14 protein-coding genes are annotated in these 17082 nt (G+C 45.1%); 7 read left to right on the top strand and 7 right to left on the bottom strand.

Features of this window, described 5'->3' with window-relative positions:
• Positions 1–35: 35 nt before the first annotated feature.
• From thrB to F0261_RS16105, 4 genes are all read right to left on the bottom strand, one after another.
• A complete protein-coding gene (gene thrB, locus F0261_RS16120; protein WP_171338448.1) occupies positions 36–980 on the bottom strand; it encodes a homoserine kinase in 945 nt (314 codons plus the stop codon).
• Between the two features lie 170 nt (positions 981–1150).
• Entirely contained in the window at positions 1151–3616 is a 2466-nt protein-coding gene (gene thrA / locus F0261_RS16115) for a bifunctional aspartate kinase/homoserine dehydrogenase I (protein ID WP_171338447.1), read from the bottom strand.
• A 376-nt stretch (positions 3617–3992) separates the two neighbouring features.
• Positions 3993–6542, bottom strand: coding sequence for an ATP-binding cassette domain-containing protein (locus F0261_RS16110; RefSeq protein WP_171338446.1), 2550 nt, complete (start codon positions 6540–6542; stop codon positions 3993–3995).
• Between the two features lie 81 nt (positions 6543–6623).
• Positions 6624–7502 (bottom strand): LysR substrate-binding domain-containing protein, encoded by an 879-nt coding sequence (locus F0261_RS16105; protein WP_171338445.1) that lies wholly within the window; start codon positions 7500–7502, stop codon positions 6624–6626.
• Positions 7503–7691: 189 nt separating this feature from the next.
• On the opposite strand from F0261_RS16105, the gene F0261_RS16100 reads away from it, so the two are divergent.
• Entirely contained in the window at positions 7692–8849 is a 1158-nt protein-coding gene (locus tag F0261_RS16100) for an S-(hydroxymethyl)glutathione dehydrogenase/class III alcohol dehydrogenase (RefSeq protein ID WP_171338444.1), read from the top strand.
• 88 nt (positions 8850–8937) lie between these two features.
• Here the strand turns inward: F0261_RS16100 and F0261_RS16095 are convergent, their stop codons facing one another.
• From F0261_RS16095 to F0261_RS16085, 3 genes are all read right to left on the bottom strand, one after another.
• Positions 8938–9570, bottom strand: a complete 633-nt coding sequence (locus F0261_RS16095; protein ID WP_171338443.1) for a response regulator receiver protein — start codon at positions 9568–9570, stop codon at positions 8938–8940.
• Between the two features lie 96 nt (positions 9571–9666).
• Complete coding sequence (locus F0261_RS16090) at positions 9667–10311, bottom strand: response regulator transcription factor (RefSeq protein ID WP_014980108.1); 645 nt, start codon at positions 10309–10311, stop codon at positions 9667–9669.
• On the bottom strand, positions 10308–11621 hold the full coding sequence (locus F0261_RS16085; protein ID WP_171338442.1) for a sensor histidine kinase: 1314 nt from the start codon (positions 11619–11621) through the stop codon (positions 10308–10310). The genes F0261_RS16090 and F0261_RS16085 overlap by 4 nt, the downstream gene beginning before the upstream one ends.
• 173 nt (positions 11622–11794) lie before the next feature.
• Here F0261_RS16085 and F0261_RS16080 point away from each other — a divergent pair, with 173 nt between their 5' ends.
• From F0261_RS16080 to arsB, 6 genes are all read left to right on the top strand, one after another.
• The gene (locus F0261_RS16080) at positions 11795–12562 is read left to right on the top strand and encodes a hypothetical protein (RefSeq protein WP_171338441.1); all 768 of its coding nucleotides are present in this window, start codon (positions 11795–11797) and stop codon (positions 12560–12562) included.
• Between the two features lie 170 nt (positions 12563–12732).
• Entirely contained in the window at positions 12733–13422 is a 690-nt protein-coding gene (locus tag F0261_RS16075; RefSeq protein ID WP_171338440.1) for a hypothetical protein, read from the top strand.
• 142 nt (positions 13423–13564) lie between these two features.
• Complete coding sequence (locus F0261_RS16070; RefSeq protein WP_039232026.1) at positions 13565–13909, top strand: metalloregulator ArsR/SmtB family transcription factor; 345 nt, start codon at positions 13565–13567, stop codon at positions 13907–13909.
• Between the two features lie 133 nt (positions 13910–14042).
• On the top strand, positions 14043–14510 hold the full coding sequence (locus tag F0261_RS16065; protein ID WP_171338439.1) for an arsenate reductase ArsC: 468 nt from the start codon (positions 14043–14045) through the stop codon (positions 14508–14510).
• Entirely contained in the window at positions 14510–15277 is a 768-nt protein-coding gene (gene arsH / locus F0261_RS16060) for an arsenical resistance protein ArsH (protein WP_014950498.1), read from the top strand. The genes F0261_RS16065 and arsH overlap by 1 nt, the downstream gene beginning before the upstream one ends.
• Before the next feature lie 22 nt (positions 15278–15299).
• Complete coding sequence (gene arsB, locus F0261_RS16055) at positions 15300–16328, top strand: ACR3 family arsenite efflux transporter (RefSeq protein WP_014980115.1); 1029 nt, start codon at positions 15300–15302, stop codon at positions 16326–16328.
• The last annotated feature ends 754 nt before the right edge of the window (positions 16329–17082 follow it).

The raw sequence follows: 17082 nt of genomic DNA, 5'->3' as shown, positions 1-17082 counted from the left end.
TTTAAGAAACCATGTACCTTGAAAAGCTATGTACCCTAAGAAACAATGGTGCCTTGGCTTGGTATTTGGCACACATGGCTAAAGCCATCTTCATTTTGAATGTAGTTCTCTGTTAAATAGGCGGCGACTTTTTCCGCCTGCGCTTTACTTGGACACACGGCAAAAACCGTAGGTCCCGAGCCAGAAATACCAAAAGCGAGCGCACCCGCTTGCTCACTAAACGCACGAGCGTCATCAAAGCCAGGCAGTAGCGATTTTCTGTAAGGTTCGGCTATGACATCGTTCATTACCGATGCTGCCAAATCAAAGTTACCTACATGTAAGGCATGTACAAACACACCTAGCTGTCGACCAAAGGTTAGTGCCGTCGCCATTTCCACCTGTTTAGGTAAGATATCGCGAGCCGCCGCCGTTGATACGCTAATGCCTGAATAACAAACGGCATAGTACCAATCGTCGTTTAAAGGCAACGACAGTGTGACCGGCGCATCGCTACCTGTCATTAACGTCATACCACCTAAGTAACAGGGAGCAACATTATCATAGTGAATACTACCGCTTATTTGGCCTTCTAATTCGCCCATCATTATAAGCAGAGTATCTTCATCGAACGGGGTGTCGAAGTAAGCATTTAGCGCTGCAAACGCTGCCACTATAGAGCTTGCGCTTGAACCCAACCCGCTGCCTATTGGAAGGTTTTTATGAAGCGTAAGCGCAACAGGAGAGGTTGTTTTTCCAGCCTTTCCCATTTGCTCACAGAAATAGTGATAGCACTTGGTTACAATATTACTGTCTGCATCGCCCGGGAGTTTGTGAGCAAAGCGCCCCACCGTTTCTAGTGAAAATGACTCAGCCGCCTTTATTTCAACTTCATCACCTAGCTTAGTGCCATCAACGGGCGCAAGCGCTGCGCCCAGTACGTCAAAGCCTAAGCTCACATTTCCAATTGATGCCGGCGCGAAGGCCGTGAATGCTTTCATATTATTACTCTTACTTCGCTTGTAGCGTGCTCTTTATATTAGCGCTTCAAATTAGCTCAATAAATTAGCGCTTTAAATCGATGCCACAACATTACTGGCCTAAGTCACACCTTCGAATATTTTACTTTAGCCGCCTATCTACGCTAAGCAAGCTAAGCGTTATTTAGCCCTTAGTGCGCCATTTGCTTCCACGGCATAGTACGCAGAATGTCAGCAAACACCCCAGCTGCTGTTACCGTACCACCTGCTCCATATCCTCTAATTACATAAGGGATTGGGCTATAGTAGTCACTGTTAATCGCCAGCGCGTTTTCACCGTCTTTTACCTGCGAAAGAGGGTTACTTGCCGGTACAGCCTGAATGCTTACTCTGCATTTTCCGTCTTCAATGCTGCCGATATAACGAAGTACTTTACCTTCTGCTTTAGCCGCTTCAACCTTTTCACCAAACGACGCATCTAACTCTGGCAGCTGCTGCATAAACTCGTCAATTGAACAATCTTCGGCAAAACCTTTTGGCAGTACAGACTCAATTTCAATGTCAGATAGTTCTAACGCTAAATCAGCTTCACGAGCCATGATAAGCAGCTTGCGCGCTACGTCCATGCCGCTTAAGTCATCGCGCGGATCAGGCTCTGTGAAACCGTTGTCTTTGGCTGTTTGTGTCGCTTGCGACAGGCTCATGCCCTCTTCAAGTTTGCCAAATACATAAGACAAACTGCCCGATAGAATTCCTTCAAAGCGGTGTAAGGTGTCGCCGGCGCTGAATAGCTTTTGCAAGTTATCAATAACCGGTAGCCCTGCGCCGACAGTGGTTTCGTAAAGGTACTGACGATTTGTCGATTGCGCGGTCTTGCGAAGCTTACGGTAGTAAGACATTGCGCTCGTGTTCGCCTTTTTATTTGGCGTTACCACGTGAAAACCGCTTTCCATCATATCTACATATTGCTGTGCAATCGCTTCGTGACTAGTACAGTCAACAATCACCGGGTTTACCAGACTATTGTCGTTGGCGAACTGATGCAGGCGCTCTACGCTTAATCCTTCGCTTGCCGATTCAAGTGCCGCTTTCCAGTCACCGCTTAAATCAATACCTTGACTGTTTAACAGCAGTTTCCGGCTATTTGCAATGCCATAAACTCTCAGCTGAACATTGCGTTTTAACAATGCAGGCTGTTGTTTTTCAATTTGACCTAGCAGTTCGGTTCCCACATTGCCACACCCTACTAGGAATACGTCAATGGTATGGCGGTCAGAGAAAAAATTCTGGTGAATAACCTTTACCGCTTTCTTAGCACGCTTGCTTTCAATTACCGTTGAAATAGAGCGTTCTGAAGAGCCCTGAGCAATAGCAACGTTGTTTACCCGCGCTTGGGCAAGCGAGTTAAAGAAACGCGCTGCCAAGCCTTTGGTTTGACGCATACCGTCACCAACCAAAGTAACAATGGCTAGGTCATGACGCACTTCAATGGGGTCTAGCAATTGATTTTGAAGCTCTAGCGCGAACGCATCTTCAAGAAGCGTTAACGCTCGGCTGGCGTCTTTGCTTTGGATACAGAAACTGATTGAGTATTCTGAAGAAGACTGGGTAATAAGGCTTATTGAAATATTGGCGTTCGACATCACCTCAAACACACGACTTGCCATACCTACCATGCCTTTAAGGCCAGGGCCTGCAACGTTAAACATGGTGACGTTATCAAGCTGTGAAATACCTTTAACTGACGTCCACACCTCGCTTTTTTCATTGCTGATTAGCGTACCTGGCGCAGCTGGGTTTAGTGTGTTTCTGATCAAACAAGGGATGTGGTGTTGGGCAATAGGACCGATAGTTTTCGGATGAAGTACCTTGGCACCGAAATAAGACAGCTCCATCGCTTCTTGATAGGTAAGCTTGTCTAACAGCACTGCCCCTTCAACTTGATTCGGGTCAGCGTTATAAACACCGTCTACGTCAGTCCAAATTTCACAGCAGTTTGCATCGATACACGCCGCTAGAATGGCCGCTGAGTAGTCTGATCCGTTTCGCCCAAGTGTGACTTTCTCGCCCGCTTCGTTAGCCGCCACAAATCCTGGCATGATAAGAAATTCACTGCCGTCAGTAGGTACATCTGAAAAACGCGCTTTACTTAGCGATACATCGGCGATGCTATCTAAGTAGTCGCCTTCGGCAAGTACATATTTAACCGGGTCGATTACGCGGTTAGCGATACCTTTGGCAGATAGCATAGCGCTAAACAGCGTTACCGAAATGTACTCGCCAATACTTAGAATACCGGCAGCGACATTATCAGGTGCAACACCAAGCAACTTAATGCCTTCAAGGTGCTGTTTTAGTACTGATAGGTGGCTATTAATGAAGTCTACTACGCTTGCATGTGCAAACCCGTCGAGTTCTTCGTTTAGGTTGTTGGCGATGCCGGTAACCGTGTCGTTCAACTTATTGAATAAAGGCTGGAAATCTTCACCCGCGGCTGCTTGTTCACATAGTAGTGAAAGCGCGTTCGTTACCCCCTTTGGGGCAGAGAGTACAACCGCAGCACCGTCGGTTTGGTGGGTCGCCGTGCTAATCTCCATAACGCGCATGTATCGCGGTGCATCGGCTAGAGAAGAACCCCCAAACTTTAAGACTTTCATATGCTGCTCCTTAAGGTTACGCATGCTAAAACGTGTGTAAAAAAAAGCCCGCTCTGTGTTAGGCGGGCTTTCGTTGTCTTTTGCTTACTTGCACTAGTCAGCGACCGCCCTTTTTAAGGTGGTAATTAACATAATGGTGGTGCGAGTAAGTAGAATCTTTTTCATACAAGCAATTTGCCGTATAGACGTCTATATGTCAACCGCAGTTTTCACCACACTGTGTTGCAAAAAGTGCAACACTCTTTAGTTATTATTTCTTTTTAAGGTACAAATACGAGTTCAAGCAGTTTCTTTGCTGGCTTACTAGTACTCAAGTAACTTTAAACAACGACTTATTTCTAAGATCATTCAAACCTAACTCAATCAAAATCTTTCTTTAAGCCAAACTCGCCTTCAAAAATGGGGCTGTTGCACTTTGCTGGACTTTAGCAACCTCCTCTGGTCTGCCTTCAGCAACTATTTCTCCTCCCTCGCCACCAGCGCCTGGCCCCATATCTATAATGTGGTCACATGACCCAGCCACCTGCATATTGTGCTCAACCATCACCACCGTATTTCCCGCTTCAACAAGCGTGGTTAAGTGCTGCATAAGTAGCGAAGTGTCTGAAAGATGTAAACCTGTTGTAGGTTCATCAAGCACGTAAAGGGTATTGGTATTTTGAGCGCGCTTAAGTTCTGATGCTAATTTAATACGCTGAGCCTCGCCGCCTGATAACTCAGTGGCACTTTGCCCAAGGGTTAGATAGCCAAGCCCTACGTTCATTAGCGTTTTTAGTCCCCGCGTAATAACTTGATTACCACTAAATACAGATAGTGCTTCTTCAACCGTAAGCGATAATACATCAGCGATGGAATGTTTGTTGTAACCAACTTCCAGTACGTTATCGTTAAAACGCTGACCGTTACAAACGGTGCAGGTGGAATAAACACTCGGCATAAACAACAGTTCTACCGATACCACACCCAAGCCTTCACAATGTGGGCACCGCCCTTTTGCAACGTTAAACGAGAAATGACCCGCATCGTAACCACGGGATTTTGCTTCTTCGGTTGAAGCAAATAAACCTCTGATTTGGTCAAATATGCCGGTATAGGTTGCCAAAGTTGAACGGGGTGTCCTGCCGATGGGAGACTGATCGACCACAACTATACGACTTAACTCTTCAAGTCCGCTTTCAATAAAGCCTTGCTGCAGCTCACTTTCGTGTAAAAAAGTGTCTTGAGCGAGAAGAGAGTTGGCGTCGGTAAGCTGTTCTTTCGTTTTTCTCGTCTCTTTCGTTTCTTTCGCTCGCTTCCTTTCTTTCTCGACTGGACTTAAACCGTCTTTGACTAGCTCAACTAATGCTTGGCTAATCAAACTCGATTTTCCAGAGCCGGAAACGCCTGTAACACAGGTCATTACGCCAAGTGGAATATCAATATCAACATGGCTGACATTATTTCTGGACACGTCTTTTAAACGCAATGCCCCTGATGATTTACGTTTGATACGCTGGCTTAGGGCTTTATTGTTAAAAACATAGTCTGCCGTTGGGGAGCCTTTAATGCTTGCCAGTTCTTTTACCGGCCCACTGTAAACAAGTTCACCTCCGTTAACTCCCGCTCGCGGCCCCACATCCACAACCCAGTTAGCGCCTTTGATGACGTAAGGGTTGTGCTCGACAACGAGCAGCGAATTTCCCGTTTCGGTAATATTGTGAAGCGCGCGAATAAGCCCTTCTACATCGCGAGGGTGAAGACCTGATGAGGGTTCATCCATCACAAAGACAACGCCAAATAAGTTCGATTTAAGCTGGGTCGCCAAACGCAATCGCTGTAGTTCTCCTACTGAGATACTTGTTGTACTTCTATCTAACGAAAGGTAATGAAGCCCAAGTGCTATTATAGGCTTCACTCTTTCAATAATGTCGCCCGTAATATTGCGTATCACCTGACCACGCTCTGACGTTTCGCCTTTGACTGACTTTCTTAACGCCTTAAGCTTTTCGTAAACTTGCTGTAGTGGCAGCCTTGAAAAATCAATAATATCTAAGCCATCAACTTTTACTGCCAGCGCATTTTGCTTAAGCTTTTTTCCACGGCAAACAGGACATGCTTCAACAGATATAAAGGGAGCAATTCGCTGCTTCATCTTCTCTTTTTGAGACGTTTTGAAGGTATCGAGCACATGACGTCGCGCGCTGATAAACTTGCCATTGTAGCTGGCAGGCTCGCCCTCTCGCTGTGCTTTTCGGGTTTGCGCTAGGTTATAGTTTCGGTATACAGGTAACTGAGGCATTTCGTCGGTGTATAAAATCCAGTCACGCGTTTTTTGAGGCAGTTCACGCCATGGAATATCAACATCGATATCTAGCGATAACAGTACCCTTACTAGGTTTTTGCCCTGCCACGCACCAGGCCAAGCTGCCACAGCGCCCTCACGTATGGTGAGACTGTCGTCGGGTACAAGGCGATGAGCTTGTGTGTCAAAAACTTTTCCAATACCGTCACAGTGTTCACATGCTCCTTCAGGCGTATTAGGAGAAAACCCGTCTGCGTAGACAATGTTCTGCCCTTTGGGATAATCCCCGGCCCGGGAATAAAGCATTCGCAGGCTATTAGAAAGCGTGGTGATACTGCCAACGGAAGAACGAACGGAAGGTGCGCCACGGCGCTGATGCAGGCCCACAGCAGGCGGTAATCCCTCAATCGCGTCTACGTCAGGTTTCTCCACCTGCTCAATTAGCCGTCTGGCATAAGGTGATATTGAATCTAAATACCGATGCTGAGCCTCGGCATAAAGCGTACCGAAAGCCAAAGAGGATTTTCCTGAACCCGATACACCGGTAAACACCACCACTTCATTTCGCGGTATATCGATACTGATATTTTTTAAGTTGTGTAAACGGGCGCCGCGTACGTGAATTTTTCCCTCATCATTGTGCACTTCATCACCTGCATATCACCAATATTAAAGAATTTTTAGATACAGACGCTATATTTCGATCACTATTTTTGCGAGGGCGCTTCAACTGTCTGAAACAAGATGTTGGGCTAAAAAATCCACCAGCAACCTAATTTTAGGTGCAACATTTCGGTTTGAAGGAAATACAGCCCATATCGCCTCTTGCTTGTCTTTGTACTCGGGGAATAGCTCAATTAGCTGACCTGAGGCCAGTGCCTTACGCACGTAAAATCCAGGTAGTTGTGCAATACCCAAGCCAGCAACCGCGGCGCTGCATAAGGCATTTCCGCTGTTATACCGTACTCTCCCCTGTACAGGAATTGATTGAATTTTATTATCGATAAGTAAACGCCAATAGGGTTGTGACCCCACCAGCAGCGAGTGCTCTTTTAACTCTTCAATACTTTTGGGCTGACATTGCTCTTTAAAATAATCCTTACTTCCGCATACAAACAAATGACGTGTAGCCAGCTTTTTGGCAACCAGCGTCGAGTCTTCTAGTTTGCCAATGCGTATGGCAAGGTCGAGGCCTTGCTCGACAATATCGAGCTTTTCGTTTGAGAAAGTGCATTGCACGCTAATGCCAGCGTACTTCTGCATAAAGGTATTGAGCAAAGGCGCGATGAAGGCTTCGCCAAACGCTACTGGAGCGGTAAGTTTAATTAGCCCTTGCGGCGATGCTTGCAGTGCGCTCACCGCAAGTTGGGCATCTTCGAGCGCCTTTAACGCAGGCATTGCCTGCTGAAAATACTGCGTACCCGCTTCAGTAAGCGATACGCTGCGCGTTGTACGCTGTAATAATTTTACGCCTAGCTGCTTTTCAAGTGATGCGACTTTACGGCTTATCTGCGCCACTGACGTATCTAGCTTATTTGCAGCCCCAGTAAAATTGCCAACGTCAGCTACGGCACAAAACTCGGCTATACCTTCTAGATATTTCATTATCGCCACTCGTTAGTTTAGCGTTGTTCAACACAGCGCTGATTTATTTAAGTACATTCTATTTGGCCAAATCAATTATTACAAATATGAAATAGTGTTTTACTAAAATCGTATTTATCATTAGTAATCCGTCTCCTATACTTTGGCCTATAAAACATCATCGTATATTTATGATTAAGGAGTCATCACATGACATCGTTTAAAGATTCGTTGCAAGAAGGTCAAACGCACATTAAGTCAAAAGCTGCGGTGGCTTGGGGCCCGGGTGAGCCGTTAAAGATGGAAGAAGTTGACGTAGAGCTTCCTAAGAAAGGCGAGGTACTTGTACGCATCGTTGCAACTGGCGTATGCCACACTGATGCATTTACGCTGTCCGGTGATGATCCTGAAGGCGTATTCCCTTCAATTCTAGGCCACGAAGGTGGTGGTATTGTTGAAATGGTGGGCGAAGGTGTAACCAGCGTAGAAGTTGGCGATCGCGTTATTCCTCTTTACACTGCAGAATGTGGCGAATGTAAGTTCTGTAAGTCAGGCAAAACTAACCTTTGCCAAGCGGTGCGCGAAACACAAGGTAAAGGCTTAATGCCAGACGGCACAAGCCGCTTCTCTAAAGAGGGTGAGCCAATTTATCATTACATGGGCTGTTCAACGTTTTCTGAGTACACAGTTTTACCAGAAATATCGCTAGCAAAAGTAAACAAAACAGCCCCGTTAGAAGAAGTATGCTTACTTGGCTGTGGTGTCACAACCGGTATGGGCGCCGTGCTTAAAACGGCGAAAGTACAAGAAGGCGACACGGTTGCTATCTTTGGGTTAGGTGGTATCGGTCTATCTGCCATTATTGGTGCACGCATGGCAGGCGCCGGCCGCATTATTGGTATTGATATTAATGAAAGTAAGTTTGACCTAGCAAAACAGCTTGGTGCAACTGACGTGGTAAACCCACAGAATTTCGATAAGCCTATCCAGGAAGTGATTGTTGAAATGACTGACGGCGGCGTTGACTACTCGTTTGAATGTATCGGCAACGTAAACGTTATGCGCTCTGCACTTGAGTGCTGCCATAAAGGCTGGGGTGAATCAGTCATCATTGGTGTTGCGGGCGCAGGGCAAGAGATTTCAACACGTCCATTCCAGTTGGTGACAGGTCGTGTATGGCGCGGCTCTGCATTTGGCGGTGTTAAAGGTCGCTCAGAGCTGCCAGGTATTGTAGAGCAATACCTAAATGGTGACTTTGGTCTCCAAGAGTTTATCACTCACACCATGGGTCTTGGTGACATTAACAATGCCTTTGATTTAATGCATAAAGGTGAAAGTATCCGCTCTGTTGTGCATATGGATAAATAAACATTAGAACCAAAGCGCAGATATTTTTGCATAAAAAACAAAGGCCCGCATAAACGCGGGCCTTTTCGTAATTACCATATGTGTAAATCTATTTGGCTCTCCTGCGTCTTATAAACGCAAAAGCTGAAAGAGGTAGCAAAATAGCCAAGCTCGCTGGCTCACTAACTGAAACACTGGATACACTCGCTAAACTAGGCGCTTCAGTTACCACGATATCATCAACAAAATTGCCATAGGTTCCTGTATTGATGGTAGAAAAACGGATGGTTGTCAGCGCAGTTTGCGCAACAAAATCACCGTAGAATTCAGACCAAGTTTTAATGGCGTGATCGTCAAACACTTTACTGAACAAAATGTTATCCATATCGCTGAATATGTCTAGCTGAAAACTTTCACCTTTGCCTCGTGCTGCATAAGCAAATGACACATCATAGGTAGCATCTGCTTCAGTAGAGAAGCTTTGAAAAATAAAGTATCGTCCATTATTGCCATTGGCATTAAGCTCAGCATATTGGCTACCATCAAATGCATTTAACCCTTGGAAATTATCCCATAGCTCCATATTTGTGCCGCTCCACCCATCAACTGTTCCAGCAGTGAAGGCTTTCCAGCTATTACTCTTAATATCGTTGTTCTCAAAGCTACCGTTTAAAATCAAATTGGCGTGAGCTGTCTTGCTCACACCAAAAACTAAAGATAAAACTACTAACCACTTGCTCATGTACTTCTCCGAAATCACATGTGATCCTATGATTGTATTTTATCAAGTGGTCCAACCTGTGTATCTTATTCTTTAGCATGTTGTATAAAAGTATAACTAAATAACTCCCTGCTCTAACGCCTTGAGCACTGCCCTCGTTCTATCTCGTACACCAAGCTTAGCCATGACTGAAGAAACTTGGTTCTTAATGGTGCCTGTTGATTTGAACATCGCATCTGCAATTTCTTTATTACTGTAACCCGCAGCGATCAAACGGAGAATTTCGACTTCTTTCCCAGTAAGGGGCTCTGGGTTTTCAAACGACTCAAATTCTACGTTCAGTCCTTTCAAGCCTTGTAACACTTTTTCGGTCACCGCGGGCTGAATCATCGTTTTGCCGTTTTTTATTTGTGTAATAGTGTCTACCAGGGTTTCTAGCGACACATCTTTAAGTAGATAGCCTTTTGCACCGGCGCGCATAGCACCGTTTACCAGCTCGTGATCGTCAAACGTAGTAAGCATTAGCACCGGGGTTTTAATCCCCTTATCTCTCAGCGCAAGTAAAGTATCGATACCCGATAATTTGGGCATGCGTATGTCCATCAATATCACATCGCAATTTGTACCGTTTTCACTGTCAATGAGCTGCTGACCATTTTCGTATTCGCCAACAACCTCAACGCTATCATCAAGTCCTAAAAGCGATTTGATGCCTTCCCTCACCAGCATTTGATCTTCAACTAAAATAAGGCGTGTTTTCATTCGCCCTCCGGAATTTGAATTGCGATGCAAAAACCCTGTTCGGTTTGCTGCCAGCTGATAGTTCCACTTAGCTCATGAACCCGTTCCTGCATTCCTTTAAGGCCATTGCCAGCCACCACACGACTTGAAGTGTCCGAGTCGCTTGGCCCTGCTTTCGTTTGAACGCCTTCTGTATAAGCGCCTTCTGAATAAGCACCTTCTGAATAGCTACATGGTGCTTTGTCGAAAAGCGGTATGCTACTTGGCTGTTCGCCATTTAGTTTCTTATCAGCAGCATGCGGCACCATACTGTCTTGCATTAGTAAGTTATAAGCGCCGTTGTGTTGCGTCAGTGATATGGAAAAATAATGCGCCTGTGTATGGCGAATCACGTTTGTTAGCGCTTCTTGCATACTTCGCAACAGGCAGTCGGCAATTCGCACGTTGGTTAACATTAAATCATCGTCAATGTGCAGATTTACCATCGGCCTAGGCAAGTCTTTAATCAGTGTGTTTACCGCTAATGAAAAATCGATTGCCGCATTTTCCCGAATATCAGAAATCGCTTCTCTGACATCAGAGAGTAAAAGCTTTGCGATACTGTGGGACTGCTCAACGTGTCGCTTTATAGCTTGCGATTCAGTGCTCTCTAATAAATCCGCCTTTCTAGACGCGACTTGAAGGTTGATGGTAAGCGCCGTCAAATGATGCCCTAAAACATCGTGAATGTTTCGCGCTATACGCAGGCGTTCATCTTGAGTAAGCGCCTGCTTCATTAGTTGCTGAGTACTTAATAATTGTCTATTAAGCGCGTCAGCTTCTTCACGTGCTTTCGATTCTTTAATGGCCGTGTTCGACATGATCATGGCAAATAAATTGAATGTCCAAAACAGCGCGCCGGTTAAGACAGCTTGCTGCTCTTGCCACACTGCCCCTTGGATGAGGATGGTGGGCAAAGCCAATGGTATTGAAAGTACGACGCACTTTTTCCAATTAACATAGTAAGGAAGAATGGCGGACCAAATAACAATGAAGATGGCAAGGTAGGCATAGGGAAGCAAAAACTGGCACAGTACCGCCAATAGAAACATCGCCCATAACGTTGGCAGCCTTAACGAAGACATACTCTGGTCATGCCTACTGACAATCACAAAAGTCACAGCTAGCATACAAAAAATAGCGATGGCGGAGAGGGTTCGCCAATGCATGAATGAGTATTGAAGATACAATAAGTAAAGTGCAGAGCCGCTTACAAACAACCACGTAATGCATGCAGACGCGCGCTCAATATCGATGCTCACCCGCCAGTGAGCAGGGATTGAGATTTTCATTCGTTTCTGACTACCTATACCTTTTCGTTCTTATAGCGCTACTTTGACAAAAAATACGGTTCAATGCATGGGCCAGAAGTCACTTTTTATTTCATGACTTCTGGCACTGTTGTCAATCTCGTGAAGTTATCACTATAAGCCTACAATTTTGTTCATTGCCAAAGGAAAGCAAGATGCAAACAATTCATGGCTTTATAGTAGCGCTTCACGTTTTAACGGGTGCATTGTCACTTTTACTATTTTGGGTGCCTAGTTTTACGAGAAAGGGTGGAAAAGCCCACAAGCAATTTGGTGGTTACTACATAAAAGCGATGCTATTTACGTCTATTAGTGGCGTTATCAGCTCTACAATGGTGTTGTTTATTCCGCTAGTCATCTACCCAACAATGCCCGAGCACTTTGAGTCTGTTGCTTATTTCACTGCATACCTTAGAGGTCAATATATCTTTTTGCTGATGTTAAGCCTGTTGGTGTGGAACAACGTAAGACATTCTGTAGCGGTGCTTAAAGTGAAGCAAAATCTTGAGCAGCTGCGCACAATTGAATATTTATGGGTACCCGTACTGCTTTTTGTCGTCGCTTCCATTGCGTTGTATCAGGGTATTACGTACGGCATCACGCTAACTTGTATCTTTGCCCCTATTGCACTGTTAAATGCCATTGGTATTGTGCGCTATGTTTATCAAAAAAACATCGTTGCAGGTTCGTGGGTAACTGAGCACATTGGGCATATCATTGGCTCTGGTATTGGTGCATATACCGCATTTTTTGCCTTTGGAGGACGCGCATTATTCGAAGGCTCGCCGTCACTGCAAATTGTCAGTTGGGTTCTACCTGCTCTTATAGGCGTTCCTTTTTCAATCTGGCTTAGCTGTAAATACAAACCCAAATCATCTGGCCGTAATACGCCTTCTTTAAAACCTAAGGTAGTGAAAAGTTAAACTTAAAAGTGATATATAAAAATTCAATTCAGCAGTTGTTATCAATGCCACGGTTAGGGCCTGTTTACATAACAATGGCATTGCCACTTGGACAACAAGCCATCAAATGTGTAACGTAAGAAATGGCAATAACGCCACCAGTAACCAGTGTGAACATCGAGCGCTAAATTATGAAAAAGCACCAATCAGCAGCACTTAAAATATTGAAAGATACACTATCATTTAAAACGTATAAGCGTAGTCTCGCTGTCAGTGCGGCCTGTATTAGTTTAGGGCTAGGTTTAAGTGCACATGCGAACGCATATCATGAGGACAATTCTACACGGCAAACCAATGACCAAGCGCAAATGAATACCAAACTAACACTTGCAACGCTCACCAACTACCAAGAAAACGCGCCATATATGTTCTCTTCGGGCTTACCCGATGCCTCTCACCTTTCTTTACTGAAAGAAAAAGGAGTGACACACGTTGTAGATTTGATCCCGGGGGATAGAACCAGTGAAATCTTAACTACCTCAGAATTAGGACTCGATTACTTTAATGTGCCCGTGGATTGGGAAGGCCCCACATTAGCCAACTTTTTAAATTACGCTGCATTTATGCAAACCGTCGATATCAAAAAAGACAAGGTACTCACGCACTGTAAACTGAATTGGCGAGGTGCTGCTTTTACGTATCTATACAGAATTAACGTACTTGGTGAAAATGAACAAGCCGCCCAAAAAGACCTTATGGCTATTTGGCATCCGAATCCAACATGGTTCGCCTTCATGAACGAAGTAATCGCCCACTACAATGAGATAAACGGTAAAGAGGTAGCGATGTCGTTCGAGGCTGCCACTCCTGAAAACCACTAAATTTCTGGCTTACCGAGAATAATGGCGGTTTAAGACCCTCTCGTCCCTACCAAACATATATGAAATTTCAGATTTATCATTGACACATACGGAATTTCATATACGATAAATCACATACGAAATTTCATATGTGATGTGGTTTATGTCGACTTGTTCTGATTCTGCGCAGCTACAGCCTTTAACATTTTTCAAATGCTTGTCGGAAGACACCCGCTTAAAGACGCTGCTTATGCTCAGTGTAAAAGGTGAGCTATGCGTGTGCGACCTTACTGATGCGCTTCAATTAAGCCAGCCCAAAATTTCACGCCATCTCGCTGACTTACGAAAGTGCGGTTTAGTTCTCGATACTCGTAAGGGTAAATGGGTGTATTACCAGCTCCATCCTGACCTACCCGCTTGGGCACTGGAAGTCATTAAAAACACCGCTATTCATAACAATGAATATATTAGCGAGGCGTTAGCGAATTTGTCCTGCGAGAATTGCTAGATTCCAAACTTTCTGGATGACAACACTAGTTTTAATTGCAGCTTAATATGTCGCCAAGTATCTGTTTTTTCGAAGTCTTATTCTATTTATTACAGCTACCCACAGTAGCCTCGACCATTAAATAAGGTTTTATATGAAGATTTTATATATTTGTACGCACAACCGTTGCCGCAGCATTCTTTGCGAGGCCATCACTAACGCCTCGAACGGCAATGTTAAAGCACGTAGTGCTGGCAGCCAGCCTGTAGGGGAAGTACACCCTCTTTCTCTTAAGTACCTTGCAGAGCGCGGGTTTAGTACAGACGGCCTTCAAAGCCAGTCGTGGGATGAATTTGAAGATTACGATGCTGATCTTGTTGTCACGGTTTGTGATTCAGCGGCGGGCGAGTCATGCCCTGTTTATTTCGGTAAATCTCTTAAGGTGCACTGGGGCTTAGAAGACCCGTCTAAGTTAGAAGGTAGCGAACAAGAGAAAGCAGAGGCATTCAACAACACCATCGATATTATTGAAAAGCGTGTAGCGGCATTAGCAGAACTTGCTGAGAAAAACTTAGATAAAGCAGCGCTTAAAGAGGCACTATCAAAATTAGGAGCCCAGTAATGGGTAACAGTAAATCAATGAGCCAAGATATATCAAGCAACCAAGAAAGCTCAACGGCACAAAGCCCATCTGATAACGCGGTAATGGCGCAAATGCACAAGCCAATTATGGCTAACTTTGCATCAAGGTTCTCAGATCACAAGCCGCGTATTTTGCTACTTTACGGCTCGCTCAGAGAACGCTCGTACAGCCGCCTAGTAATTGAAGAGTCGGCAAGGTTGCTTGAGTACTTTGGCGCTGAAGCCAAAATCTTTGACCCTCGTGGATTGCCGCAGCCAGATACTGAAGATGACTCACATCCAAAAGTGAAAGAACTGCGTGAGCTTATGATGTGGTCTGAAGGGCAAATTTGGTGTTCACCAGAGCGTCACGGCAGCATGACTGGCATTATGAAAAGTATGATTGACTGGGTACCGCTTAGCCTTGGCGGCGTTCGACCAACCCAAGGTAAAACGTTGGCGATCATGCAGGTTTCCGGCGGTTCACAATCGTTTAATGCTGTAAACCAGATGCGCATTTTAGGCCGCTGGATGCGCATGCTAACCATCCCTAATCAGTCTTCTGTGGCAAAAGCCTTTCTAGAATTTGAAGACGATGGTCGCATGAAGCCGTCACCTTACTACAACCGCATTGTGGACGTAGTTGAAGAGTTGGTGAAATTTACTTTGCTCACCCGCGACAACAAAGACTTTCTCGTTGACCGATATTCTGAGCGCGTTGAAAGCGCAGAAGAAGTGAGTAAGCGTGTTAATCAAAAATCGTTGTAAAGTAAGACAAAGGTGAATCAGAATGGGTTTCTTTGAACGTTATTTATCAGTTTGGGTTGGCCTTTGCATTGTTGCAGGGGTGGGCCTAGGCTATGCCATGCCGGGTGTCTTTGCGTCTATTGCGGCGCTTGAATATGCGCACGTAAACCTGATAGTGGCAGTACTTATTTGGCTAATGATTTACCCAATGATGGTACAAATAGACTTTGGCTCAATTAAAGACGTTGGTAAAAAGCCGAAAGGCCTTGTACTGACCTTGGTGATTAACTGGCTGATAAAGCCCTTCACTATGGCACTATTGGGTTGGCTATTTTTTAAGGGCATTTTTGCCGACTGGGTAGATCCGCAAACTGCCACTGAGTACATTGCCGGCATGATCCTACTGGGCGTCGCTCCATGTACAGCGATGGTATTTGTGTGGAGTCACCTTACCAAAGGGGATGCTAACTACACGTTAGTCCAGGTATCAATTAACGACTTGATTATGGTCGTTGCCTTTGCACCGCTTACCGCCATGCTGCTGGGCGTAACAGATATAACCGTACCATGGGATACCCTGCTGCTTTCTGTTGCACTGTATGTTGTATTGCCATTGGTCGCGGGTTATATCACGCGCCGTCACTTAGAAAATAAAGGCAATAACGCACAAGGAAATGGCGCTGTTGACGCATTGGTTAGCAAGTTCAAGCCCTTTTCAGTTATCGGCCTGCTACTCACTATTGTTATTTTATTTGGTCTTCAGGCCGAAACTATTTTATCGCAGCCGCAAGACATCGTGCTTATCGCAATACCGCTACTAATACAAACTTACGGTATTTTCGCCATTGCTTATTTTGCGGCAAAACGTATGAAACTGCCGCATAATGTTGCAGCACCTGCATGTATGATTGGGACGTCTAACTTTTTTGAATTGGCGGTAGCTGTCGCTATTTCGCTATTTGGTTTACACAGCGGCGCAGCACTTGCCACTGTGGTGGGTGTATTAGTTGAAGTGCCCGTTATGCTTTCGCTAGTGTGGTTTGCGAACAAAACGCGCCACTGGTTTGACTAAGCGCTGTGTCGTCCTGATATAGGTTGACATAAAGAGGACTTCTTTATGTCAACGTATTTCGGGACGGGACAAACGCAAAAAAAAGGGGAACCTAGCGGCTCCCCTTTTTCCTGGAATTTTGAGTATCCTTCTCCGCGATCCTTTGCGACAAAAATCTTCCCGATTAAAATCCGTATACGCCCCTTTCCATCTACTCTCGCGCCTTCCTGTGCGAGCTACACATCCATGCGTAGGTCCCTTTCCTTTTATCCTAATTTACTGTACATCCTTCATACAGCGTTCCTCTTCCTGAGGCTGTCCTTATCAGACTCCGCTGACGTTCCCTTCCCTCGTTCCATTATTTGCTGCACATCCTGCTACAGCTTTGCCAATCCCTTAGCATGTCCTTCTTTCGTCCTTGGTTTGCTCGTCCATGCAAACTAGAAATTCCTTGATGGCTATCCTGCCGTTGGCCCCTTGCCTCTAGCTCCTTGCTAGCTCTCGTCCATTTTTCCCTGCTACGTCCTGTATGCGAAGTCCTTTCACATTTTACGTCCCTGAATCCCTTTATATCCTTTAAAATCCGTTTCTAACATCCTGTTAATGCAGTGTCCTATCTGCTTTCCTTTCCCTCTCCCCACTGCCTTGTGGGAGTCTCATCCTTAAGTTGTCCTAACTTATTCCGTTGATGATCCTTAACTCAATCCGTGACTCGTCGTGTTTCCTTGTGACATGTTCATAGTATCCCTTCCAATTCTGTCTCTTATACACATCT

Source organism: Alteromonas sp. 07-89-2 (genome assembly GCF_013113925.1).
Lineage (GTDB): Bacteria > Pseudomonadota > Gammaproteobacteria > Enterobacterales > Alteromonadaceae > Alteromonas > Alteromonas macleodii.
Note: the sequence above shows the minus strand (reverse complement) of the source record. Positions and strands in the feature narration are given on the sequence as shown.

Bases quoted from the DNA above. Each gene is read 5' to 3' on its own strand.
- F0261_RS16105 (WP_171338445.1), bottom strand. From the start codon at position 7,502: ATGAAATATCTAGAAGGTATAGCCGAGTTTTGTGCCGTAGCTGACGTT.
- F0261_RS16065 (WP_171338439.1), top strand. From the start codon at position 14,043: ATGAAGATTTTATATATTTGTACGCACAACCGTTGCCGCAGCATTCTT.
- F0261_RS16080 (WP_171338441.1), top strand. From the start codon at position 11,795: ATGCAAACAATTCATGGCTTTATAGTAGCGCTTCACGTTTTAACGGGT.
- F0261_RS16070 (WP_039232026.1), top strand. From the start codon at position 13,565: ATGTCGACTTGTTCTGATTCTGCGCAGCTACAGCCTTTAACATTTTTC.
- thrB (WP_171338448.1), bottom strand. From the start codon at position 980: ATGAAAGCATTCACGGCCTTCGCGCCGGCATCAATTGGAAATGTGAGC.
- F0261_RS16090 (WP_014980108.1), bottom strand. From the start codon at position 10,311: ATGAAAACACGCCTTATTTTAGTTGAAGATCAAATGCTGGTGAGGGAA.
- F0261_RS16095 (WP_171338443.1), bottom strand. From the start codon at position 9,570: ATGAGCAAGTGGTTAGTAGTTTTATCTTTAGTTTTTGGTGTGAGCAAG.
- F0261_RS16075 (WP_171338440.1), top strand. From the start codon at position 12,733: ATGAAAAAGCACCAATCAGCAGCACTTAAAATATTGAAAGATACACTA.
- F0261_RS16100 (WP_171338444.1), top strand. From the start codon at position 7,692: ATGACATCGTTTAAAGATTCGTTGCAAGAAGGTCAAACGCACATTAAG.
- F0261_RS16085 (WP_171338442.1), bottom strand. From the start codon at position 11,621: ATGAAAATCTCAATCCCTGCTCACTGGCGGGTGAGCATCGATATTGAG.
- thrA (WP_171338447.1), bottom strand. From the start codon at position 3,616: ATGAAAGTCTTAAAGTTTGGGGGTTCTTCTCTAGCCGATGCACCGCGA.
- arsB (WP_014980115.1), top strand. From the start codon at position 15,300: ATGGGTTTCTTTGAACGTTATTTATCAGTTTGGGTTGGCCTTTGCATT.
- arsH (WP_014950498.1), top strand. From the start codon at position 14,510: ATGGGTAACAGTAAATCAATGAGCCAAGATATATCAAGCAACCAAGAA.